General features: G+C 65.1%; 24 protein-coding genes. 10 read left to right on the top strand and 14 right to left on the bottom strand.

From position 1 onward, the window contains the following. Window positions 1-178: 178 nt before the first annotated feature. The 6 genes from F3H57_RS01860 to F3H57_RS01835 all read left to right on the top strand — a co-directional run bounded on the left by F3H57_RS01860 (window position 179) and on the right by F3H57_RS01835 (window position 7094). Window positions 179-466 (top strand): hypothetical protein, encoded by a 288-nt coding sequence (locus F3H57_RS01860; RefSeq protein ID WP_149754165.1) that lies wholly within the window; start codon window positions 179-181, stop codon window positions 464-466. Window positions 467-781: 315 nt separating this feature from the next. After that, the gene (locus tag F3H57_RS01855) at window positions 782-2146 is read left to right on the top strand and encodes an FAD-containing oxidoreductase (RefSeq protein ID WP_223162905.1); all 1365 of its coding nucleotides are present in this window, start codon (window positions 782-784) and stop codon (window positions 2144-2146) included. A 148-nt stretch (window positions 2147-2294) separates the two neighbouring features. Next, the gene (locus F3H57_RS01850; protein WP_149754164.1) at window positions 2295-3215 is read left to right on the top strand and encodes a ring-cleaving dioxygenase; all 921 of its coding nucleotides are present in this window, start codon (window positions 2295-2297) and stop codon (window positions 3213-3215) included. Continuing rightward, window positions 3212-3877: an alpha/beta hydrolase gene (locus tag F3H57_RS01845; RefSeq protein WP_223162904.1), complete on the top strand. Its 666-nt coding sequence runs from the start codon at window positions 3212-3214 to the stop codon at window positions 3875-3877. The genes F3H57_RS01850 and F3H57_RS01845 overlap by 4 nt, the downstream gene beginning before the upstream one ends. 154 nt (window positions 3878-4031) lie before the next feature. Further along, window positions 4032-5687, top strand: coding sequence for an acetolactate synthase large subunit (locus tag F3H57_RS01840; protein WP_149754162.1), 1656 nt, complete (start codon window positions 4032-4034; stop codon window positions 5685-5687). 21 nt (window positions 5688-5708) lie between these two features. Continuing rightward, window positions 5709-7094, top strand: a complete 1386-nt coding sequence (locus F3H57_RS01835; RefSeq protein ID WP_149754161.1) for an aldehyde dehydrogenase family protein — start codon at window positions 5709-5711, stop codon at window positions 7092-7094. A 189-nt stretch (window positions 7095-7283) separates the two neighbouring features. Here the strand turns inward: F3H57_RS01835 and F3H57_RS01830 are convergent, their stop codons facing one another. From F3H57_RS01830 to F3H57_RS01795, 8 genes are all read right to left on the bottom strand, one after another. Beyond that, the gene (locus F3H57_RS01830) at window positions 7284-7601 is read right to left on the bottom strand and encodes an antibiotic biosynthesis monooxygenase family protein (RefSeq protein ID WP_149754160.1); all 318 of its coding nucleotides are present in this window, start codon (window positions 7599-7601) and stop codon (window positions 7284-7286) included. Between the two features lie 23 nt (window positions 7602-7624). Next, entirely contained in the window at window positions 7625-8629 is a 1005-nt protein-coding gene (locus F3H57_RS01825) for an LLM class oxidoreductase (RefSeq protein WP_149754159.1), read from the bottom strand. 4 nt (window positions 8630-8633) lie between these two features. Beyond that, entirely contained in the window at window positions 8634-9602 is a 969-nt protein-coding gene (locus F3H57_RS01820) for a zinc-dependent alcohol dehydrogenase family protein (RefSeq protein ID WP_149754158.1), read from the bottom strand. Window positions 9603-9685: 83 nt separating this feature from the next. Beyond that, entirely contained in the window at window positions 9686-9988 is a 303-nt protein-coding gene (locus F3H57_RS01815; protein ID WP_149754157.1) for an ArsR/SmtB family transcription factor, read from the bottom strand. Between the two features lie 261 nt (window positions 9989-10249). Then, window positions 10250-11125 carry a pirin family protein gene (locus F3H57_RS01810; RefSeq protein ID WP_149754156.1) on the bottom strand — a complete coding sequence of 292 codons (876 nt, stop codon included), beginning with the start codon at window positions 11123-11125 and terminating at the stop codon, window positions 10250-10252. A gap of 307 nt (window positions 11126-11432) precedes the next feature. Further along, the gene (locus tag F3H57_RS01805; protein ID WP_149754155.1) at window positions 11433-12512 is read right to left on the bottom strand and encodes an MBL fold metallo-hydrolase; all 1080 of its coding nucleotides are present in this window, start codon (window positions 12510-12512) and stop codon (window positions 11433-11435) included. 40 nt (window positions 12513-12552) lie between these two features. Next, window positions 12553-13668, bottom strand: coding sequence for an NAD(P)-dependent alcohol dehydrogenase (locus F3H57_RS01800; RefSeq protein ID WP_149754154.1), 1116 nt, complete (start codon window positions 13666-13668; stop codon window positions 12553-12555). Beyond that, the gene (locus tag F3H57_RS01795) at window positions 13665-13889 is read right to left on the bottom strand and encodes a hypothetical protein (protein WP_149754153.1); all 225 of its coding nucleotides are present in this window, start codon (window positions 13887-13889) and stop codon (window positions 13665-13667) included. Before F3H57_RS01795 ends, F3H57_RS01800 begins: the two co-directional genes overlap by 4 nt. Window positions 13890-14441: 552 nt before the next feature. Between F3H57_RS01795 and F3H57_RS01790 the strand changes: the two genes are divergently transcribed. After that, entirely contained in the window at window positions 14442-14678 is a 237-nt protein-coding gene (locus F3H57_RS01790; RefSeq protein WP_188129574.1) for a hypothetical protein, read from the top strand. Between the two features lie 27 nt (window positions 14679-14705). Here F3H57_RS01790 and F3H57_RS01785 read toward each other — a convergent pair whose 3' ends face one another. The 5 genes from F3H57_RS01785 to F3H57_RS22925 form a co-directional block, all read right to left on the bottom strand. Then, complete coding sequence (locus tag F3H57_RS01785) at window positions 14706-16478, bottom strand: monovalent cation:proton antiporter-2 (CPA2) family protein (protein ID WP_149754152.1); 1773 nt, start codon at window positions 16476-16478, stop codon at window positions 14706-14708. Window positions 16479-16679: 201 nt separating this feature from the next. Continuing rightward, window positions 16680-16808 carry a GNAT family N-acetyltransferase gene (locus F3H57_RS22440; RefSeq protein WP_316632457.1) on the bottom strand — a complete coding sequence of 43 codons (129 nt, stop codon included), beginning with the start codon at window positions 16806-16808 and terminating at the stop codon, window positions 16680-16682. A gap of 144 nt (window positions 16809-16952) precedes the next feature. Further along, window positions 16953-17930, bottom strand: a complete 978-nt coding sequence (locus tag F3H57_RS01775) for a DUF5996 family protein (RefSeq protein ID WP_149754151.1) — start codon at window positions 17928-17930, stop codon at window positions 16953-16955. Between the two features lie 114 nt (window positions 17931-18044). Beyond that, window positions 18045-19508, bottom strand: coding sequence for a catalase (locus F3H57_RS01770; RefSeq protein ID WP_149754150.1), 1464 nt, complete (start codon window positions 19506-19508; stop codon window positions 18045-18047). Between the two features lie 244 nt (window positions 19509-19752). Continuing rightward, window positions 19753-20067 (bottom strand): DUF4260 family protein, encoded by a 315-nt coding sequence (locus tag F3H57_RS22925; protein WP_394349811.1) that lies wholly within the window; start codon window positions 20065-20067, stop codon window positions 19753-19755. A 308-nt stretch (window positions 20068-20375) separates the two neighbouring features. Between F3H57_RS22925 and F3H57_RS01760 the strand changes: the two genes are divergently transcribed. Further along, entirely contained in the window at window positions 20376-20639 is a 264-nt protein-coding gene (locus F3H57_RS01760) for a hypothetical protein (protein WP_149754148.1), read from the top strand. A gap of 93 nt (window positions 20640-20732) precedes the next feature. On the opposite strand, the gene F3H57_RS01755 is transcribed toward F3H57_RS01760, so the two are convergent. Then, entirely contained in the window at window positions 20733-20924 is a 192-nt protein-coding gene (locus F3H57_RS01755; protein WP_149754147.1) for a hypothetical protein, read from the bottom strand. Between the two features lie 242 nt (window positions 20925-21166). Here F3H57_RS01755 and F3H57_RS22920 point away from each other — a divergent pair, with 242 nt between their 5' ends. Further along, entirely contained in the window at window positions 21167-21319 is a 153-nt protein-coding gene (locus tag F3H57_RS22920; RefSeq protein WP_188129573.1) for a hypothetical protein, read from the top strand. 36 nt (window positions 21320-21355) lie between these two features. Further along, window positions 21356-21550 (top strand): hypothetical protein, encoded by a 195-nt coding sequence (locus tag F3H57_RS22915; protein WP_149754146.1) that lies wholly within the window; start codon window positions 21356-21358, stop codon window positions 21548-21550. Window positions 21551-22118 lie beyond the last annotated feature (568 nt).

Below are 22118 nucleotides of genomic sequence, written 5' to 3'. Positions count from 1 at the left end.
CAACTGGCGGGCGCCGACTGCCCGGATCGTGAAAAAGTCTGGGTAGAATTCAGAATATCCGGCCTGTCGATCTGCGCAAAACTTTCATTGCAATCAACGGGGCCTGCCAACGCTCAAATGCCGCGGCGTGCCCCGAGATCTGTACGGAATATTAACGCTAAACACGGAGAGCACTTCTATGAACGCCCTGAAAACCTACGCAATCGTCACACCTCTCATCGCGGTCATGGCGACCGCGGCTCATGCCCAGGCTGACTCCGAAGATCTGTCGAGCGTCAGCTGTGCACAGTACCGCGATTTCGACGACGCGCTGCAGCTCCAGGCGGCCACGGACCTCGTCACGCGGCTGGGTTCGCGGCAGAACCCCGACTCCGCCAAGGTGCGGCTGAGATCGATCTGCGGCAGCAACGAAGGCGCAACCTCCATCCTGACGGCCGCCACCGCCGGCATGACAATGGACAACTGAGCCGGGGCTCCCGATCGGTTATTCAAATGCGATGGTCGTCAACGCGACGATGGCCATCGCTTATCTGACGGAAACACCTCCCTATTTTCGGGGCAATGCCGCTCGGCGGCCCATCTGCGCCGGAACTGAGGGAAGAGGCTTCGCCGTCCCGTAGGCAAATGATCCATGCTCGTTCATCGTTCGTGACCATGTCGCGAAGTCCACCAAGCGACCGGAGCCCGTGTGCTCCCTACACGACGTTCGGCTCAGTATGGAAACCCGTTGCTGACGGCGATGGCCCAACCGTTCGGCAGGCTTGACCCAGGTGGAGGATGCGTGACTGAATTCGATGCAATCATCGTCGGCGCGGGGCAGGCAGGACCGGCTCTTGCCGCTCGGCTGACCGGAGCGGGCATGCGGGTCGCATTGGTCGAGCGCAAACTGATTGGTGGCACGTGCGTTAACGCGGGCTGCACGCCGACGAAGACCTTGGCCGCTTCGGCGCACGCCGCCCATATCGTCCGCCGGGCGGCTGACTTCGGTATCGACACGCTGCCGCCAACGGCGAACATGGCGCGCGTTCGGACGCGCATGCGGCAGGTGGTGTCAGCCTCCGGGGAGGGGCTCGAACGCTGGCTGGAGGGCATGGAGGGGCTTACCCTGCTGCGTGGGCACGCACGGTTCGTGGCGCCGGACACTCTGGAGGTCGCGGGCATTCGTTTGAGCGCGCCCCGCATTTTCCTGAATGTGGGCGCGCGTCCTTCTCGTCCCGATCTGCCGGGTGTGCGCGATGTCCCCTACCTCACCAGCACCACAATTCTCGATCTGGACCGGCTTCCACGTCACCTGGTCGTCGTCGGTGGCAGCTACATCGGGCTCGAGTTTGCACAAATGTACCGCCGCTTCGGCGCCGAAGTGACTGTGGTCGAGCGTGCCTCCGCTCTCCTTCAGCGAGAGGATCCGGAGATTTCCGAAGCGATCCGAGGTATCCTCGCGGCGGAGGGGGTCGCGATCCGAACGGCGGCAAAGTGCATCGCGCTCGCTCCTGGTCCGGACGGTGTCTGCGTTCATGTCGGCTGCGAGGAGGGCGCCCCGGAGATACATGGCAGCGATGTCCTGCTCGCCGTCGGCCGGGCGCCGAACACCGACGACCTTTCCCTCGAGGCGGCGGGTCTCGAAGTCGACGCGCGCGGCTTCGTGCCGGTGAACGAACGGCTCGAGACGGCCGTGCCGGGCATCTGGGCGCTTGGGGATTGCAACGGCCGTGGCGCCTTCACGCATACCAGCTGGGACGATCACGAGATCGTCGCGGCAAACCTGCTCGACGGTGGCGACCGGAACATCGGCGACCGTGTTCCGGGCTACGCCCTTTACATCGATCCGCCGCTGGGGCGTGCGGGCCTGACCGAGGCGCAGGCGCGGGCGTCGGGCTATGACGTCCGGGTCGCCTCGCGTCCGATGTCCCGCGTGGGCCGGGCGGTCGAGAAAGGCGAGGCGCAGGGCCTGATGAAGCTCGTCGTCGACGCAAAGAGCGGTCTGATCCTCGGTGGCAGCGTCCTTGGTCCGGGCGGCGACGAGGCGATCCACGGAATTCTCTATCTGATGAATGCAGGCGCTCCGGCCGAAGTGCTCGGCCGGAGCATGCCAATCCATCCGACCGTCTCGGAACTCCTTCCAACGCTCGTGGGCGAACTTGGCTGAAAGGCAGACGCGATGACTGAAGAAGACCTCTTGAAGCAAAGCAGCCTTGCGCACGCGCCGGACGGGGCCTCGGCAAGGTCGCCGGTGCACCTCCTGGTCGTGCGGCGCATGCGCGCCAAACGCTTCATCTCCGATTCGAGGTGACGGAATGCCTGTAGGAGCAATCCCCGGACTTCATCACATCACGTCGATATGCGGCGCGCCGCAAGAGAATCTGGACTTCTATGCCGGCCTGCTGGGTCAACGGCTGGTGAAGAAGACCGTGAATTTCGACGCCCCCGAAACCTACCACCTCTATTACGGCGACGACGCAGGATCGCCGGGAACGATCATGACCTTCTTTCCGTTCGTCGGCGCGGCACCGGGTCGGGCAGGGCCCGGCATGGCGAGCGCTGTCGCGTATCGGGTGTCGGCCGAGGCTCTCAACGGCTGGGTCGACCGTCGCAGGCTCGACGCCGATAGCGTCGACAAGGCGGAGGTGCGGTTCGGTGCGCGTGTCGTCGTGCTGCACGATCCGGACGGGGCCCCTGTCGAACTGATCGAGACGGATTCGGTCAACGGCGAGGCGCTTGCCGGTTTCCATTCAGTCACGCTTTGGGAGCGGAACCCGGAGCCGACCGCACGACTGCTGACCGAGCATCTTGGCTACGATGCGGCCGGTTCCGAAACTGGCCGGACCGAGCGGTTGCGCTTCGTGGCAAAAGGCAAGGGGCCGGCATCGATCATCGACATCGTGTCCTCCGACGCGCCTGGACCGCCGCGCAGCGGCGTCGGGACGATCCACCATATCGCCTTCCGCGCCGAGAGCGATGACATCCAGCTCGAATGGCGCGAACGACTGCTGGCGGCCGGGTGCGACGTGACGCCGGTGATCGACCGGCAGTACTTCAATGCGATCTACTTCCGCGAGCCGGGGGGCGTGCTTTTCGAGATCGCGACGGACCCACCGGGTTTCGCCGTAGATGAAGCGCCCGGCTCGCTCGGCACGGCGCTCAAGCTGCCGCCGAAATACGAGCACTTGCGCGCCCGGATCGAACGGGTGCTGCCGCCACTCGAGTTAGCGTCGTGAAGCGCGGGGGTGCCTCAAAGGATCGGGCGATCGCTGGCCTCGTCCTGCTGCACGGACGCGGCGGGTCGGCGGCCGACATGGTGTCGATGTTCGACACGCTTGCTCTGCCCGACGTCGCGGTGATCGCACCCGAGGCCCCGGAACGGTCGTGGTGGCCGGTGAGTTTCCTTGCTCCCTTTTCCGAACTCTCTGCATGGCTCGACCGGGGCCTCGATGCTGTGGCGGCAGCGGTCGCAGAGCTCCGGTCCGACGGGTTGCCGCTGAACGCGATATCCATCTGTGGCTTCAGCCAGGGCGCCTGTCTCGGCCTCGAATTCGCCGCGCGGCAGGGACAGGGTTTGAGTACGGTATTCGGCTTCTCGGGTGCACTGGTCGGCACCGACGACGCCATGACCGGGCCCCAGGCAGACCTCTATGGGTATCGCGGCAAGCGCTTCGACTACGCTACCGAGCTTCACGGGCTGAACGTCGAACTGAGTTGTCACGAGCGTGACCCACACATTCCCCTGGCCCGGTTCGAAGAAAGCGCCGATGTGCTTCGCGGTCTCGGCGCCACTGTCGCGCGGCGCGTCTACCCGGGGGCTGGCCATGCTCTGATGAGAGAAGATGTCATGGCGTTGCGACATCGACTGAATGTGCAAATCTCGGCAGAAAGGTCTTGAACACCTCCGACTGCGTCTTGCCTCCCGGGCAGCCAGGAGGACCAGCACACAATCGTCAAGGCACCAACGGCGCGAGAACGGATGAGCCAGTATGACCCATAGCGCCGCGCGGTCGATCGGCAAACCATCAATGTAGCAAGGCAGGCCCGACACCATGCACAAGGGATCCGATATACTTGTCGCGGCGCTGGAAAGCGAGGGCGTTCAGCGCGTCTTCGGTGTTCCGGGCGAGGAGAATCTCGACGTTCTCGAGTCGATACGGAACTCCGGCATCGAGCTTGTTCTCACAAGACATGAACAGGCCGCGGCCTTCATGGCCGCGACTCACGGGCGGCTGACCGGCAGGCCCGGCGTCTGCCTGGCCACGCTCGGTCCCGGCGCACTGAACTTCGCCACCGGCGCGGCGTATGCCCATCTCGGCGCGATGCCGATGATCCTCGTGACGGGCCAGAAGGCGGTGATGAGCGCGCGGCAGGCACGGTTCCAGATCGTGGATGTCGTGGGCTCCATGAGGCCACTGACCAAGATGGCGCGCCAGATCGTCAGCGCGGGCTCCATCCCCACGACGGTGCGCGATGCCTTCCGTGTCGCGATGGAGGAACGGCCGGGTCCGGTGCACCTTGAACTGCCCGAGGACGTCGCCGCCGAGACCGTGGCCGATGCCACCCTCGTCCCACCGCATGCCCCGGAACGCGCCGTCGCCCACAGAGACGCTCTCGAGACCGCCACCCGGATGATCCTGGAGGCGAAGCGTCCGCTGGTGATGGTCGGCGCAGCCGGCAACAGGCCGGCGCTGGTCGAGCCGCTGTCGGCCTTCATCGTCCGCACGGGGCTGCCGTTCTTCAACACCCAGATGGGCAAGGGCGCCGTCGATGGTGGCTCGAACCTCTACGTGGGTACTGCCGCGCTTTCGGAAGGCGACTACGTTCACGAGGCCATCGAACGCGCCGACCTGATCATCGCCATCGGCCACGACACCGTCGAAAAGCCGCCGTTCCTGATGAGAAGCGCGGGCGGGCCGAAGGTTATCCACATCGGCTACCAGTCCGCCACGGTGGAAGAGGTCTATCACCCGGACTTCGAGGTGATCGGGGATATCGGCGCTTCGACGATGGCGCTGGCCGAACGGCTGCAGGGGCGGCTTTCGTCCGATGAAGAGCTGCCCGAATTGCGCCAGCGTATCCTCGCACATCTGAACGACCGCGCCGACGAGGACCGTTTTCCGATCACGCCGCAGCGGGTCGTCCATGATGTCCGCAAGGTCATGCCGGAGGACGGCATCGTCTGTCTCGACAACGGCATGTACAAGATCTGGTTCAGCCGCAACTACCGCACGCATGTCGCCAACACGCTGATCCTCGACAATGCGCTGGCGACCATGGGAGCGGGTCTGCCCTCGGCGATGATGGCGGCCATGCTGCACCCGGATCGCCGCGTGATGGCGATCTGCGGCGACGGCGGCTTCATGATGAACTCGCAGGAAATGGAAACGGCGGTGCGGCTGGGGCTGAACCTCGTGGTGGTGATCCTGAACGACAGCGCCTACGGCATGATCCGCTGGAAACAGGCGGTCGACGGCTTCCCCGATTTCGGCATGACGTTCAACAACCCCGATTTCGTGCAATATGCGCGGGCCCATGGCGCGCGCGGATCGCGGGTGACGGCGGTCGAGGATCTTGTTCCGACACTGGAGGCCGCCTTTGCGGGAGGCGGCGTCCATCTGATCGACGTGCCGATCGACTACTCCGAAAACTCGCGCGTGTTGGTCGAAGAGCTGAAGAACCGCTCGCCCGGTGTCGAATGCGCATGATCCAGCAGGAAAGGCCCCGTCATGCTGACCGTTTCACAGGCGTTTGACCGCACGCCGATCGCGGAGGTCACGACAGATGGTGCCGCCTCGCTGGAGCGCAAGCTTCAAGCCGCCGAAAGGACGTTCCGGAATCGCGACGCCTGGTTGCGGCCGCATCAGCGGATGGCGATCCTGCGCAGGCTCGCGGCGTTGATGGAAGGCCGGCGCGACCACCTCGCGATGCAGATCGCGCGCGAGGGCGGCAAGCCGTTGCCCGACGCCATCGTCGAGACCACCCGTGCCATCGACGGCGTCCACAACGCGGCCGACGAGCTGCGTGGCTTCGCCGGCCGGGAAATCCCCATGGGCCTCTCGGCCGCGGCGGAGAACCGGTGGGCGTTCACCACTAGGGAGCCGATCGGCATCGTCGCGGCCATCTCGGCCTTCAACCATCCGCTCAACCTGATCGTCCACCAGGTGGCGCCGGCGATCGCGGTCGGCTGCCCGGTCATCGTCAAGCCGGCGAGCACGACACCCCTGTCGTGCCTCGATTTCGTCGCGCTGGTCCACGAGGCCGGCCTGCCGGAGCCGTGGTGCCAGAGCTTCCTTCCCGACGGCAACGCCCTGGCCGAGAGCTTGGCGACGGACCGGCGGGTGGGCTTTCTCAGTTTCATCGGCTCGGCCCGCGTTGGCTGGTCGCTGCATCACAAGCTCGCTCCTGGCACACGCTCCGCGCTGGAGCATGGCGGCGTGGCGCCCGCCATCGTCGATCGCAGCGCCGACCTGGATGCGATCATCGAGCCCGTGGTCAAGGGCGGCTTCTATCATGCCGGACAGGTCTGCGTTTCGACCCAGCGGATCTTCGTGCACGAGGACATCGCCGACGACTTCACCGACCGGCTGGTGGCGCGCGTCGAGGCCCTGCGCACCGCCGATCCGACACTGGGCGATACCGAAGTCGGACCGCTGATCCTGCCGCGGGAGGCCGACCGGGTTTCGGACTGGACGCGACAGGCCGTGGAAGGCGGTGCCGTCCTCGCCACCGGGGGCGACCGGCTGTCGGAGACCACGCTGCGCCCGGCGGTCCTGCTGGACCCGGCGCCGGACGCTAGGATCGTGACCGAGGAAGTGTTCGGCCCGGTAGTGGCAGTGCTGCGCTATCGCGATCTTTCCGAGGCGATATCGCGTGCCAACGCGCTTCCGACGGCGTTCCAGGCCAGCGTCTTTGCGCAAGATATCGACTTGGCGCTGCGCGCGGCCGATCGACTTGACGCCTCGGCGGTGATGATCAACGACGCCACCGCGTTCCGCACGGACTGGATGCCGTTCGCCGGGCGCCGGGAAAGCGGGTACGGAACCGGGGGCATACCCTACACCATGCGGGAGATGGTGCAGGAGAAGATGATCGTGATGCGCCGGAAGGGGTGAGGGTCTTCGACCGAGGTGCGGTGAGGGTCGGTCGTGACCGGCCCCCCGATGCGTCCCCGCCCGGACCGGGATGTCCCCGCCGCATTGGCCCGTTGAGGCCCGCGCGCCGGCGCCCGCATCGCGATCCGGGCGCCATGACGCCGCCGGCCCCGGTGGCCCGGGACCGGCCGTCCGCATGCACCGGACGGCTCAGGCCTGTGGGGCGGCGGGCGGCTGCGGCACCTCCGCATCGACGTGGAGGACGTCGATGTCGCCCTCGTAAAGCCCGTCGAGACTGTCGATCAGCGCCTGATGGGCCTCGCTCGGCTCGAACCGCACCACGTGATCGGCGTGGCTTCGCCAGGCGACGATCAATGTCGCTGTCCCCGGATCCTCGACGCCGAGACCGACGCTGTGACCCCGATAGCCGGCGGCCCCCTGCAGGAGCGGCGCGGCCTCGTCGATGGCGTTCAGAAACGCCCCGGCCTTGCCGGGCGTGAGCCGGAATTTTGCAAGTTCGATGACCATGGCGACGTGCCTCCGGTTGCTGATCAAGGATGGGCGACGGCCGGCGCCTGGACGGCGCCGAGCCCGGGGATCACATGCGTGCCGATCTCTTCGACCACGTCGCGTGCATCGCGCGTCGCGAAGCGCAGGTTGAGCGCGACGTGACCGACCCCGGTCTCCGCGAGGCCGCGCAGAAGGTCGGTCAGGGCGTGGCGCCCCAGTCGATAGCCCAGGTGGATGGGTGTCGGCTGCGCACCGGGATCGTCCGCCAGGTCAATGTAGAGCGACTGGGCGACCGGGGGCGTCGCGACGCCGGCAAGGTCGGCCGCCGCCCGCCAGTCCTGCATCGCCTTGAGATGTGCCGCAGGGGGCCGGGGATAGGTCAGCCACGCATCGGTGTTGGCGGCAACCCAGTCGAGGGACTGCTGGCTGCGTCCCGTGATCAGGACCGGCAGGCGGCCGCGGACCGGCTTCGGCAGAAGGTCCACGCCCTGCATCCGCCCCAGCGGCGAGTTGATGTCGGGAAAGCTTTCGCCCAACGCGCGGCGCAGGAAGCCCAGCGCCTCGCGGAAGTCCGCGCCGCGCGTGGCGTGGTCGCGCCCGTAGGCCGGGAACTCCACCGGCCGGTCGCCGCTGGCCACGCCCAAGAGAACGCGTCCGCCAGACAGAAGATCGACCGACGCCGCCGCTTTCGCGGTTTCCAGCGGATGGCGCAGCGTGATGACCGCGGCGCCCGTCCCCAGGGCGATCCGGCTGGTCTGGGTCGCCATCGCGGCAAGCCAGACCCAGGGGTCGTGGATCTGCCCGACGTCGCCGAAGCTGGGGTCCAAGAGCGGCACATCGCGTGCCCAGAGCGCCGTGAAGCCCAGGTCTTCGGCTTTCTGCGCCAGCGACGCCTGGTCCTTCAGGGTCGGCACGAGGCCCTTGAAGGCCTCGATCGGAAAGAACAGGCCGAGCGTCGTCCTGCCGGGCACGAAGACCCGGTCGAAGGCGTCATGGCGCGGCAGGGCGATGTCCGCAGAGCGGTCGCCGGACAATGCGTCATCCATGGGATCAGTCCTCTTGTGCGACGGCGATGCCGATCTTGCCACGCAGTCCGTTGCGCGGCGTCTCCAGCAGCGCATGGGCGTCGGGGATCCCGGCGAGCGGATAGGTCGCACCGTGATGGGGTTTTAGCAGTCCGCGCTGAACCAGAGTCGACAGCTCATCGAGCTTGCCGCGGTTCTGGCGGGTGAACACGAAGTGGTAGCTGGCGTTGCGCCCCCAGGCCTCGACCAGGTTCTGCGGCGTGGTGATGTCTACGATGGAGACGATCCGGCCGAGCTGCGCCAGCACATGCGGGCTTTTCTCGAGCGTGTCGCCGCCGATGGTGTCGAGCACGACGTCCACGCCCGCGCCGGCGGTCTCGCGGTTCACGGCGGTGACGTAGTCCTCCGCGCGGTAGTCGATCACGACGTCGGCGCCGATGCTCCTGACGAAGTCCGCGTTGTAATCGGAGGCGGTCGCGATGACGAAGGCGCCGGTGGCCTTGGCGACCTGAACGGCGATGTGGCCGACGCCGCCAGCGGCGCCTTGGATCAGGATGCTCTCACCGACGCGCAAACCGGCGCGGCTTATCAGCGCCTCCCAGACCGTGCCGCCGACGAGGCTGAGGCTGGCCGCCTCCAGGTGCGTCAGGCCGGCCGGCTTGTGGCCGACGATCGCCTCGCTGGCGACGTGGTACTCGGCGTAGCTGCCCGGTCCGCCGAAGATCTCCGGCGTGTACCATACCGCATCGCCCGGCTTGAACGCCGAGACGCCGGAGCCGACGGCTTCGACGACGCCCGAGACATCGTGACCGGTGATCGCGGGCAGGGGGACCAGATCGGCGTAGTCGCCGCGCCGCACCTGGTAGTCGAGCGGGTTGATCGAGGTCGCATGTACCCGGACCAGAACTTCGCCGGAGCCGGGCGAAGGCACCTCGAGGTCCGACAGTGTAAAGGCATCGGGCCCGCCGAAGCGGGGGAGCGTGAGAGCTTGCATCGTTGTTTCTCCGTTCTTGGAAATCTAGATATCTCGAAAAAACGATACCCTAGCGAAAACGTCGCGCGGAGTTCGCCCCCGCGTTACAGATCCTCTTCCAGTGCTTTCAACACGCGCCGAATGTTCTCTTCGTTGCGCTTGTAGTAGGTCCAGGGACCCATCCTTTTGGACCGCACTAGCCCTGCACGCTCGAGAGTGGCAAGGTAGCCCGAGACCGTCGACTGGCTCAGCCCGACCGCCTCCTGAATGCTGCTGACGCAGACACCATCCAGGTGGAAATCCCCCTCGTCCTGCGGGGGGAAGTTCTTCTCCGGCTCTCGCAACCCGTTCAAGATCTTGAGGCGCGTCTCGTTCGACAGGGCTTTGAACACATCCAGCGTCTTCATGACCGGTAGGTAATCGAGGTTTCTCGATATATCAATGTCGGCGGGTGTGATTTCTTCGCGTCGTCTGTCCGGGCGCTGCCCCCGGCCGCGAGCCACTGCGACCAGGGGGCGTTGTCATTCGGTTCAGGACACCATCAAACGCTTGTGCGACCCAAATTCGTCGCCACAGGAAACCGGGCTATCCGATGGAGTTCCAGGCCGTGACGATGGACCTTTGATCGCGTGTTCCCGAAACCGGCAGCGGGCTGTACCCCCTGTTCGTTACGCCGTATCTTCACCGGCATGATCCACGGGACGCATCGTGCCGGCGTGCGGGAACTTCCCGTTCCGATAAGTTGTATAATAGCCTGAGAGTTCTTCGCGTGACCCGGCGATAAAGGGTCCCTTCGCAACCACCTCGATGTTCTGGGGCTGGCCAGCATACACCAGCACTCTCGCGCCACCTTCAAGCGCTTTCAGATTTAGGCAACCTTCTTCTCCGTCTGCGGGGCCACTCCACCCAACCGAACCTGTGCCGAGCTGATGATCTTCGGCACCGGCGTCCACTGCGCCATCGATGACGACTGCGAAGGCATTGTACGAAGCAGGCAGCGGCAATTCGAACGTTGCTCCCGGCTCCAGTTCGATATCGACGAGGGTGACCGGCACGGCGTTCCGCGTCGGGGCCTCCGCGTTCCCCAGCCTGCCACTGTAAACCGTCGCGGCGACGCCGGGTTCGGTATGCGTCGGCATCGCGTCGCGGCGCAGGATCTGGACCCTGGGCGGCATGTTGCGCTCTGCCTCGGGAAGGATCAGCCAAAGCTGGAACAGCCGCATCCCGGCGGAGACCATCGAGTTTTCCGCATGAACGATGCCGCTGCCCGCCGTCATCCACTCCACATCGCCCTCCTCGAGCTTGCCGCCCGTATCCTGCATGGAGCCTTTGAGCATGAAGGTAACGGTTTCCAGGCCGGCGTGGGGGTGCGGCTCTCCGAACGCTCCCGCCCGCGTGACGTTGTCATCGGCCATCAGGAAGAAAGGGTCGGTCGCGGGCAGATCACCAGGCGCGACCACCAGGGCGGCCTTGTGATGGTCACCGTCAAAGCCCGGACCGAGCGCGGGAATCCTGGTGACACGGTCGATTGATCTTTGAAGCATGGTTCATGGCCTTCGTGTCAGGAGTTTCATTTCGCGGAGGATGAAGAAGCCTCGACAAATCCGAGCGGAATCGGACCAGGATCAGAGGCGGTTTCGAGAACCCGGTGTTGTTCAACCCGCGGTCGTTGCAGGCCGACCTGGTCTTGGCGGATCGGTTCCGTGACCCCGGTCATGGACGTCCCTCCGGCCGGCTGGCAAGCCTCCGGCCTACCGCCTCGCAGCGGGTTCCGGCATCGTGCCGCAGCGCAACGGCGCCGAGTTTCGTGGCGCCCGCCGCATGGTCGGGACGGGAGGAGCGAGCCAGAGCCTAGGCCAGGAACGGCGGCGGGTTCTCGCCACGCTGACGGTAGTTGGGGCGCGGGCGTTCCAGGCGGATCGACTCCATGACGGTATAGGCGTGATACTTGGTCATGCTCGTCACGCCGGCCAGACGCTCGGACCAGAGCTTGCCATTGCTGGTCTTCTTCTCCAGCACGTGCTTGGTCGCGTAATTGGCCATCGAGTTTATCCAGTTTTCCGACCCGACCCAGATGCGGTCGAGGCCCGGTTTCAGCAGGATGTCCATCAGCCGGTCGGATCGCGAATAGATATCGATGGCCGCTTGGGCACCTTCGAGTACGTCAGCGAAGTACTCGATCGCCTCCTTGACCAGCTCCGGCGTGCCGTACTTCATGTGATGGCCGGCAACGAGGTAGTCGAAGTCGTACTCCATGATCTGGTGCTGGGCCTCATACCAGGCGGTGATGTTCTGGGAGGCGTCGCAGTGCATGAAGGTGGCGCTGCCGGGGCTGATGATGTCGATGCAGGTCAGCACCTTGTGCGCCGGGGCGTAGATGAAGATGTTGCCGGGGCAGTGGTTCTCGCCCTTGTAGGACAGCTCCAGCGTCACGCCGCCGACCGTCAGCGTATAGTCGTCCGCAAAGGTGACCGTCGGCAGCGGTCGACCCGGATCCGGGAAGCGCTCCAGCAGTTCCCTGGTGATCTCGTGCGCGACGATCTCGACGTTCGGCCCGTATACCGAGGCGGCCCCGATGTGGTCGGTATGCCAGTGGCTGTAGATGACGTGGGTCACCGGCTTGTCCGTGACATCCTCGATTGCTGCCAGCATGTTCTCACCCAATGTGGGCGGTGCATCGATTGCGATCACGCCGTCACTGGTCACCACGAACGCGGCGTCATACCCTCCGCTGGTGACCCAGTAGAACCCGTCGCGAAGTTCCTCGACGTGGTAGCCGAGCCTCTGGAAACGGTCGCTCCAGAAATAGGGCGGGTAGTATTCCGCGGGATCGAGCGGATGCTCGCCCGCTTCGGGAAATCCGTATCGGTCAATGCCGAAAAATTCCGGCTTGTCCGATGCTGTGATAGGCTTCTGATGATTTTCGCACATTGGCTTCTTTCTTTCCTGGCTGGTTGCGGATTCCGGTCGACTAGGCAGCCGGGGTGTCGAAGCGGAGGACGGCCTTGAGCACGCGACCTTTGGCGACGTCTTCGAATGCTTCGTTGATGTCGGCGAAGTCGTAGAACGTGATCAGACGATCGAACGGGCAACGGCCGCTGCGATAGAGTTCGATGAGTTCGGGGATCATAAGCGCGGACACGGCGTCGCCCTGAATGATGCCCTGAAGCGTCTGTCCGACCGTCAAACGCGAGGCGTCCACGACCGCACCCGAATGCTCGCCGAAGGCGACGAAGCCGAAATGTCCCATTGGCGCGAGCGCGGCGATCCCGGCATCCAGGTTCGTCGAGCGCCCGCTGGTGTCGAGGACGAACTCCACGCCCCTTCGTTCGATATCCCGGATCATCGCGGCGACATCGGCCCCGCCGCCCGCATTGACGACGTGAGTTGCTCCGAGTTCCCCTGCAAGCTCGAGCCTCTCAGGATTCACGTCGATCGCGATGATGGTGGCGGCACTTGCCACTCTGGCCGCCATGATCGCGGCGAGGCCAACCGCACCGACCCCGAAAACTGCGAGGGAGGCGCCGACCGGAACCTTCATCGCCTTCAGGATCGCGCCGGCACCGGTTTGCAGGCCGCAGCCGAGGGGGCCGAGGATCTCCAGCGGAACGTCTGCCGTTACCTTGACCGCGTTTCGCTGGTGCGCGAGGGCATAGGTGGCGAACGAAGACTGTCCGAAGAAGTGGGCGTGTATCTTTTCCGGGCCTTGCCCCGTCACGCCGATGGAGCCGTCCAGTCTCGCACCGGCGAAGTTTGCTTCCCACACTTTGTCGCAATAGGCCGCGTGAGCGGTGTGGCACGGCTTGCACTGTCCGCACGAATGGTAGGAAAGCACGACGGGGTCCCCGGGCGTCAGGTGGGTGACGCTTGATCCGACGCTTTCCACGACGCCCGCACCCTCGTGTCCCAGGATCGCCGGCAGCGGTGCCGGCAACAACTGTCCCCGGACATGTGCGTCGGTCGCGCAAATGCCCGTCGCGACCATACGGATGAGCACTTCGTCTGGTCGCGGCGCCTCCAGAGCAACATCGTGCATGACAAAGGGGCCATCCCTTTGCTCGATCACGGCCGCGCGTGCCTGTTTCATAGTGCGAGCCATTTCGCAAATGAGCAGAATACGCCGCTTGGATTCTGTTCGTGGGCAAGCGGTGTCATCGCCGTTGCGGCTGCTGGCCGGGGTGGCCGCGCACGGCCAACCTCGTCGCGGCTGCGCTCGAGGTTCGCGAACTGGCAAAGCTGGTGGTCGATCACAACGAGGGACGAGTCTTCGGGGCGATGAGGCGAGTTGGGGCCGTCGCGGAAGGTCATGATCCATCCTTTGCATGTGAGAAGGAGCCGAGCTCTTGTGCCTGAGAATAGAGAAGACGCCTGAGCGGTGCGGCGCGGGAATTGCCGTGAAAGAGCCGAAATTGCTACGATGTCGCCTTTGCCCAGCGCGGACTTCGCTTGCTGAACGCGGACTGCCGAAGACATGCTTGGCGAAGCTTTGGACGCTGTTCTCATGGTGTTGACCAAGGCGCTGGCAGAGCCCGCCTTGAGCGCCGAGCTGGAAGAACACCTGACCGAGGAGCGAGCAGCGCAGGCGACGTAAGAGACGCAACAGCCGCCGAACCGGCGCAACGGCAGCAGCCCGAAGGCGGTCAGCGCCGCAGTTCCGCCGGTACCCCGCGCCACGAATTCGTGGCGATCTCCATTGTGTGCGTTCCATGAGCGAGGCGGCGGTCAAGGGACAGACCGTTTCGGTCACCGCACACGCCACTTGCCGGCCCCGCGAACGCGGTGGCCGCCGGCCGACGACAGATCGCGTCGGGATCGACCATTCTGCTAGCCCGTGCCTCCGGTCTGCCGATGGAGGTTCTGTTGTCGCTGACGTCGAAATCGACGACGGCGGGGATCATCGGCGCCGTGATGGTGACGCCGGTGCTGAACCTGCTGCGGACTGGCGGGCGTGGGGGTTCGCGGTCGGCGTGGCGGCCCCCGGAATCGAGGCAGCGCGCGTTCCAGGTCAATCCCGTGGCCGGAGTCTACCCCGGTAGCAATGGCCCTGAATGCCCTGCTGACAAGCCCGATCCGTTCCCTGTCGGCGTCCTCGCCTGACGGTCAAGAACCCTATCCGCAAGAAGATCATTCTTCGGCAGGGGATCGACGGGAGCCAAGGGGCTCCGGCAATGGTGCGGTCAGGATCTTGTCCCGGCCCGACATGATGTCGCCCTGCACCTGTTCGGTCAGGCGCTGCGCATCGCGGCGGCGGATATCGTCCAGTGCCTCGGTCACAGCAGCCTCGTCCAGACCAAGGCGGCGAAGGCCCTCCGCCCCCATCAGCAGCGCGGATTCGACGGTCTCGCGGATCTCGAAATCGACACCTGCGCGGATCAGCTCCATGGAATGGCCCCGATCATAGCTGCGCGCCAGCACCGCCGCATTCGGGAACTCGTGCCGGACAAGTTCGGCGATGGCGCTGACCGTTCTGCGGTCATCGACGCAGATCAGGATCACCTGCGTCTGCCCCGCACCCGACGCGCGCAGGATATCGAGCCGCGTGCCATCGCCGTAATGGACCTTGAACCCGAAGCGGGCGGCATCGCGGATGCGGTCGGGGTCGTACTCGATAACGGAGACGTGCGCGCCGCGTGCGAGCAGTATCTGCAGCGCGATCTGGCCAAAGCGCCCGAAGCCGATCACCAGGACCTGCCCGCGTAACCCGTCGGCCGTCTCGGTCCCGTCCAGGGCAATGCCCGGCTTGCGCAGGAACCGGTCGGCTGCGATCAGGATCAGCGGCGTGATCGCCATGGACAGGATCACGACGGTTGAGAAAATCGCATTCTCCCGCGCGTCGATGACCCCGCCTCCGAGCGCGGCGGTATAGAGGACGAAGGCAAACTCGCCGCCCTGGGCGAACATGGCGGTCCGGCGCACGGCAGCGAGGTTGGCGCCGCCAAAGGCCCGCGCCGTGGCATAGATGGCCGCCGCCTTCACGAGCACGTAGACCACCAGCATGGCCAGCAACAGCGGCCATTCCGCGGTCACCACGGCCAGGTTCAGCGACATGCCGACCGCCAGAAAGAAGAGCCCCATCAGAAGGCCCTTGAACGGCTCGACATCGCTTTCGATCTGGTGGCGATAGCTGGAGCCGGAGAGCATGACCCCCGCCAGAAACGCGCCCATCGCCATCGACAGGCCCACCGCCTCCATCAGCAGAGCCGCGCCCAGCACCACCAGCAGCGCCCCGGCGCTCAGCACCTCGCGTGCCCGCGCGCGTGCCAGAAGGGCGAAGAACGGGCCTAGCAGCCAATACCCGGCCACCAGAAGCGCCGCCAGCCCGGCCAGCGCCAGCACCGCGTCCCCCAGCCCTGCCTCGCCCTGACTGACCGGCGACAGGAACGCCACCACGACGAGCAGCGGCACGATCAGCAGATCCTCGAAGAGCAGGATGGAGACGGATTTCTGCCCCTCGGCGCTGGCGATCTCGCCGCGCTCCTGCAAGGTGGACATGATGACGGCCGTGGAGGACAGCACGAACCCCGCCCCGGCGATCAAGGCCGTCACGGGCGGCAGCCCGAACACCCCCACGCCCGCCAGGGTCAGAAGGGCGATCGCGAGGCTCACCTGTGCAAATCCCAACCCGAAGATCTGCCCGCGCATCGCCCAGAGCTTCTGCGGGCGCAATTCCAGCCCGATGATGAAGAGGAACATCACCACGCCGAGTTCCGCGACATGCAGGATCGTGTCGGGGTCCGCGAAGAGCCCCAGAACCGATGGTCCCACCAGCGCCCCGGCGGCGAAATACCCCAGGACCGACCCCAGCCCCAGACGCCGGAAGAGCGGCACCGCAACCACCGCCGCGCCCAGGAGTACGACCGCCGGGCCGATGGTCGGCCCCATTCCATCTGTGGCCATACGTCCGCTCCTTTCGAGGTGCGACGCCCGTGCGAGGAGGGGGCGCCGGGCGTCGTCCAACCTGCAGGTTCCGCCGCCGCGTCAGTCCTGCGGTGGGCGGTTCGTACAGCTTGCCGCTTGGATTCCGGGAAATACAGGCAATGGAAATTCGTTCTCGCAAGGTGCCAGCGGTCGGGGCCCGGCAGGGGCGATCCACGACGCTCAGGTCTGGGGCGGGAACAGCAGATCCTGCCATTCCGGGTGGCGACCGATCAGTGCCTTCGCGAACGGGCAGAGCGGAATGATGACCACCTTGTCCCGCTGCGCGTTCTTTATCGTCTGTTGCACCAGTTGTTCGCCGACCTAGCGGCGGCCCAGCAAGGCTTCGGTGACGTCGATGATTATCTGCCATGCGCCGAAGCGGCTGTAGGTCATCTCCGCCTCGGCGCCATCGAGGACAAACCGATACCGGCCCTTCAATGAACCATTTTCCCACTAGACCGTGCCATCCACCGTTGAGGCTGCAGGCATGGGTGCGGCAGAGGGCGCGCGCACCCGGCGCGGGCGACCGTGGTCACATTCCAGAAGTTCGCGATCCCATTGCCCAAGATCGGCCGCAGCCTCGTAGGTCGACACTAGGAACGCCATCAGAGCCTCGTCGGGATCCGGTGCGGCCTGCACGTGATCGTAGGGCAGCATGAACTCCGACAGGCCGTCATGCCAGAAGGCAGCGTCGGGCTGCACCGGTGCGGTTCGATAGCCCGCAGGCGTGGGATAGGCGTAGGCATAGAAGGCGGGGTAGTCGATGCCGTTGCCGCCCGGCCAGAACCCGGCGGAGGACACTTCCCGGTCGTAGGCTTCCTGCGCCACGTCGTCCGGCAGGGACGGGATCCCGGCGGGATGCAGCGGGGCGCGGCGCCCCGAGAATCGTGTCACCGCGAGATCCAGCGCGCCCCAGAAAAGGTGAACCGGGCTCGACTTGCCGAGGAAGGACGTCCGGAACCGATAGAACACCCGGTCGATCGCCACCATCGCCTGGTGGTAGCGATGCACTGCGTACCGGTCATAAGGCCGGTCGCGATGGTCCTCGCTGAAGGGAACGGGGTTGGGCACCTCGTTCGGGGTGTCGTTGAAGGTCGGCGTCCCGCCGAGCTCGGTGACGAGCGCCACGAACTCTGCACGAAACGCCGCGACAGTGGTTGGGGCGAGATCGAACGAGGCCCGGTGGCCGTGGCCGCAGGTTCCCACGAGCTTATGCTCTTTCAAGTCGAACAGGATCTCGATACCCGGACCGTCCGGGATCGGCGAGGATGCCAGGCCCGTCGGCGTGACATAGAACGTCGCGTTCCAGGAATGGTTGAGCCAAGGCGTGTGCGCCAGCCGGTACTTTCCCACGATCTGCAGGTAAAGATGCAGGGCGGAGCAGGTCTCGTGCCATCCGAGGTAGTCGAGTTGGGGCCATTGGTTGCTCATCGTGACTTCTCCTTTCGCCGTCCGCGCCGAGGGCGCCGGTCATTCGATCATGGACCGTCCTCTGGGCGGCCCGGCAGTCATGTCGCGGGTGTCGGCTTTCCTCACCGAATTCCATCAGAATTGCGGGTCCAGCGCATCGAGCGCCGCACAGACGCCCGCGCCGAAATTCGGATGGACCTGCTGGAAGAGGCGGACCTGCCGCTCGGCGATCTCGTCGGGAACGCCGCGCATCGACCTGGCGATGTTGGCGTAGAGCCGGGCTTTCTGCTCCTCGTCGAAGAGCCCGAACAGCGCGCGCGGCTGGCTGAAATCGTCGGTGCCGTCGCGATGGTCGAACCGGCCGGTCGGACCCTGCAGGCCGAGTGGAGGCTCGGCAAAGGATGCGTCCTGCCGCGGACCGTCGAAGCTGTTCGGCTCGTAATAGGCATCCGGATCGGTCAGGGTTTCGAAGAAGCGCATCGCCCCGTCCTTGTGATAGTGATGCACCGGGCAGCGCGGTCTGTTGACCGGCAGCGCCTCGTAATGGGTCCCCAGGCGATAGCGATGGGCGTCGGCGTAGGCGAAGATCCTGCCCTGCAGCATCCGGTCCGGCGAGTGGCCGATGCCGCGCACGACGTTCGACGGGCTGAAGGCGAGCTGCTCGATCTCGGCGAAGTAGTTGTCGGGATTGCGGTCGAGTTCGAGGACGCCGATCTCGATCGGCGGGAAATCCGCATGGGGCCAGACCTTGGTGAGGTCGAACGGGTTGAACGGGCACGCCTCAGCCTGGTCCTCGGTCATGACCTGCACCTGCAGCGTCCATCGCGGGAACTCCCCCGCCTCGATCGCTCCGAAGAGCGCCTCCTGGTAACCTTCGCGGGTTCGACCCACGACCTCCTGAGCCTCGGCATCGGTATGGTGGCGATGACCCTGCCGGGTCTTGAAGTGGACCTTCACCCAGACCCGCGTGCCCTTCTCGTTCCAGAGGCTGTAGGCGTGACTGCCATAGCCGTTCATGTGCATCGGGCTGACGGGCAGGCCGCGGTCCGAGAACAGCATCGTGACCTGGTGCAGGCTCTCGGGCGAGAGGGACCAGAAATCCCACATGGCGGTGGGCGAGCGCAAGTTGGTGCGCGGGTGACGCTTTTGCGTATGGATGAAGTCGGGGAACTTGAGCGGATCGCGGACGAAGAAGACCGGGGTGTTGTTGCCGACCAGATCCCAGTTGCCCTCTGCCGTGTAGAACTTGAGGGCGAAGCCGCGCACGTCCCGCTCATGGTCCGCGGCGCCCATTTCACCGGCCACGGTCGAGAAGCGCGCGATCATCGGCGTCTCGGCGCCGGGTTGCAGCACGGCGGCACAGGTCAGGTGCGATATGTCGCCCGTGATCCGCAACGTGCCATATGCGCCCCACCCCTTTGCATGGACGACGCGCTCGGGAATCCGCTCACGGTTCTGGTGGGCCAGTTTCTCGATCAGCTGCCAGTCCTGGATCAGAACCGGGCCGCGCACACCGGCGGTGAGACTGTTCTGGTTGTCGGCGACTGGCGCGCCGGCAGTGGTCGTCAGGCGCGGTGTCGGGGTGCCTTTGGTCGTCATGGTAAATCCTGTTCGTTCGGGCCATGCCGTTCGCCGGCTTGTGGTGAGCCCCGAGTCGCGATCCCGTCGGCGGACAGCAGTTCGGGCACAATGCCCTGCAATGAGACTGTCCTAGCGTGTGCGGACCGGCGTCACGTTTCTGATCCTGCTGCGAGGAGGCCGTTCTTGCGATTTGATCGTTGGGCGATCGGAAACCGACTAGGATAGTCGGTACTGGCCGCTGGTCGTGTCGACCCACCGCAACTCAGCAATCGCCTCGGACAGGTTTTCCTATCGTGCCGAGATGTGTGTGGCGGAAGCCGGCCGCGTATTTCAGGCCGTAACCGAGACCTCGGTCGAAGGCGGCATGAGCGGCAAATATCAGGGCGACCTGCCAGAGAAGCGCAAGGCCGGTCAGAACACCGGCGACGGCCAGCAAGACATGCGCGGCGTAGCTGTGGGCGGCGTTGTAGAAACCGGCGCCCACCTTCCTACTCAAGGCATAACCGACAAGGCTCAGGTCCGGTGCGAGGAACAGGAGCGCGAATACCCAGAGTTCACCGCCAAAATGAAAGAACACAGTGGTGCTCGCGGCAAGAATCGCCGATGCTTCCAGACGAAGAAGCCGCTGGACCTCACCCGTTGCATGGCCGCGGTCCGATTGCTCGACCTCAGATTTCCTGCTCAACAGCAATCGCCTTCCTTTCAACTTCGCGCGACAGATGCCGATCAGTCCACCGCTTTGGCTGCCTGCCGGATAGGATCGACCACCTCGTCTGGATTTGTCATCGGCAACATGTGACCGTTCTCGATATCCGCGAAGATCGAACCGGCGCCCGCGACATCCGACGCTGCAGGACGGGCGCGGTGGGCCTCCCGAGGATCGCGATGAGCGACCAGTTCGGCTTTTCGTTCCGAGCCGCCGCCTCAGTTCGGTATTCGAGGATCTCCGCACTGGATGCAGCTTGCAACCGCGCCACAAAGTTCGCGTTTTCCTCCGAAAGGCGGTCGCCGACGACCGAGAGGAAGGCATCGTCGTGGACGATGGCCATTCTCGAAGACGGCGAGCTTGTCTCGCATGAACGCGGTGGGGAGGAGGTGAGCAGTTTCCCGCGGCTTTCCCCGACCTCGGGCTGGAACGCCGCGACGTAGACGAGCCCCCTGACGTCCGGGGCTAGGTCGATCTCGCTTAGCACCACGCGCCATAGGAATGGTCAATGAGCAGCATCTGCGCAACCGTGACCACTAGGCCGTCCGCCGGTGATAGACATCGCCCCAGGTGCGGCCCTCGACATTGGCGCCATGGAGGAGAACGATGCTCCTCTCATCGGCGCGCGCCGGACCTGACTGTTGGGTCAGGACGCCGACAGCCATGGCGGCGGAATTCAGGAGGTTTTGCCGTGAGTCCATAATCGGGGGCTCGTTCGTCAGCGACATCGTCAATCCTGTCCTCGTGTTTGCAGACTCTGTTGTTCGGGCAAACCGGGCACGCCCAAAATGAACAAATTAGTCGATGATCGCGGCGACGCGTCTCAGCATTTGCTGCGATGGCACCGGTCTTGCGGATAGATTTTTCCTCCATCGGCGGCTCTGTTGATGGCATCGATGCCCCCTCCCGACGGTATCGCAAAATGCCACGTTGATGCTTGCTGAAGGCACCACAGACAGAGGGAGTATTCGTGTCCGAGATTACCATCGCCGAGATTGATCTTGCAAAGCGGGTTTTCCATCTGCACGGGGCACGCGGAGACGGCTCTGTCGCGTTTCGCAAGAACGTGTCGCGCGCTTTCATCGCCCAGCAGCCGAGGTGCATTATCGCCGTGGAAGCCTGAGCGACAGCCCGTGGTTGGGGCCGTACCTTCAAGAAGATGGGACACGAGGTTCGTCTGATCCGGCCGATCTACGAGAAGCCGTTCGTCAATCAGCAGGAGAACGATGCAGGTGATGCCGAGGCAGCGCTGCGTCCCACCATGCGCTTTGTTGCCTTGAAGACGGCAGAGCAGCAAGCCCGCGCGAGGCTGTTCCGCACAGGCAGATGTGCGTCGGCCAACGCACCGAGATGATCACGGCCCTTCGCGCGCATCTGGCCGAGCACGGCGTGGTGGCCGCCAGCAGGCGTGTCCACCTCAATCGACTTGTGGACGTGATCGAGGACGGAGACATGGCCGTGAGCAATGATGTGCGGAGTCTCGGCCAGTTGTATCTCAACCAGATCGAGGGTCTTTCACGGACAATCCCGGCATCAGGCTGCCCGCAATGGCCACCTGCCCAGGCTCGGACCTCTCCGAAGGTCGGCGCTCGTACACCATGCCGGGACACTACCTGTCCCGAGGGCCTCCGGCTTAAGATGGCCCGACAAGGACGGCTCCCCTGGGAGGGCCGGGACGCGCGGGTCTCCGCCTTGGGGCGGCCATTGCGCCGACATGCCGAAATACGTTTGCGCAAACTGATCACACCGACATTCACTCGGCGCTCGCACCTGGAGTGGGCCATACGTACTCGCGCAGTTATCCGGCTTTGCAGCATGAACGCCGCAATATCGGCGCTTGGGCAGCAAGTCCTGCGCCGCGGGCAGCGAGCGCGCCAGCTAGGCTGAGGGAAATTGGCCAGCCGGCTCAGCAATACTCTGAC

The sequence above is a fragment of the Roseivivax sediminis genome (genome assembly GCF_900112685.1).
GTDB classification, from domain to species: Bacteria; Pseudomonadota; Alphaproteobacteria; order Rhodobacterales; family Rhodobacteraceae; genus Roseivivax; species Roseivivax sediminis.
Note: the sequence above shows the minus strand (reverse complement) of the source record. Positions and strands in the feature narration are given on the sequence as shown.

Coding starts and splice junctions, on each gene's coding strand:
- F3H57_RS01835 (WP_149754161.1), top strand. CDS start 5,709: ATGCTGACCGTTTCACAGGCGTTTGACCGCACGCCGATCGCGGAGGTC.
- F3H57_RS01820 (WP_149754158.1), bottom strand. CDS start 9,602: ATGCAAGCTCTCACGCTCCCCCGCTTCGGCGGGCCCGATGCCTTTACA.
- F3H57_RS01805 (WP_149754155.1), bottom strand. CDS start 12,512: ATGTGCGAAAATCATCAGAAGCCTATCACAGCATCGGACAAGCCGGAA.
- F3H57_RS01795 (WP_149754153.1), bottom strand. CDS start 13,889: ATGACCTTCCGCGACGGCCCCAACTCGCCTCATCGCCCCGAAGACTCG.
- F3H57_RS01810 (WP_149754156.1), bottom strand. CDS start 11,125: ATGCTTCAAAGATCAATCGACCGTGTCACCAGGATTCCCGCGCTCGGT.
- F3H57_RS01850 (WP_149754164.1), top strand. CDS start 2,295: ATGCCTGTAGGAGCAATCCCCGGACTTCATCACATCACGTCGATATGC.
- F3H57_RS01755 (WP_149754147.1), bottom strand. CDS start 20,924: ATGTCGCTGACGAACGAGCCCCCGATTATGGACTCACGGCAAAACCTC.
- F3H57_RS22915 (WP_149754146.1), top strand. CDS start 21,356: ATGGGACACGAGGTTCGTCTGATCCGGCCGATCTACGAGAAGCCGTTC.
- F3H57_RS01800 (WP_149754154.1), bottom strand. CDS start 13,668: ATGAAACAGGCACGCGCGGCCGTGATCGAGCAAAGGGATGGCCCCTTT.
- F3H57_RS01785 (WP_149754152.1), bottom strand. CDS start 16,478: ATGGCCACAGATGGAATGGGGCCGACCATCGGCCCGGCGGTCGTACTC.
- F3H57_RS01760 (WP_149754148.1), top strand. CDS start 20,376: ATGAGCGACCAGTTCGGCTTTTCGTTCCGAGCCGCCGCCTCAGTTCGG.
- F3H57_RS01770 (WP_149754150.1), bottom strand. CDS start 19,508: ATGACGACCAAAGGCACCCCGACACCGCGCCTGACGACCACTGCCGGC.
- F3H57_RS01825 (WP_149754159.1), bottom strand. CDS start 8,629: ATGGATGACGCATTGTCCGGCGACCGCTCTGCGGACATCGCCCTGCCG.
- F3H57_RS01860 (WP_149754165.1), top strand. CDS start 179: ATGAACGCCCTGAAAACCTACGCAATCGTCACACCTCTCATCGCGGTC.
- F3H57_RS01840 (WP_149754162.1), top strand. CDS start 4,032: ATGCACAAGGGATCCGATATACTTGTCGCGGCGCTGGAAAGCGAGGGC.
- F3H57_RS01815 (WP_149754157.1), bottom strand. CDS start 9,988: ATGAAGACGCTGGATGTGTTCAAAGCCCTGTCGAACGAGACGCGCCTC.
- F3H57_RS01775 (WP_149754151.1), bottom strand. CDS start 17,930: ATGAGCAACCAATGGCCCCAACTCGACTACCTCGGATGGCACGAGACC.
- F3H57_RS01830 (WP_149754160.1), bottom strand. CDS start 7,601: ATGGTCATCGAACTTGCAAAATTCCGGCTCACGCCCGGCAAGGCCGGG.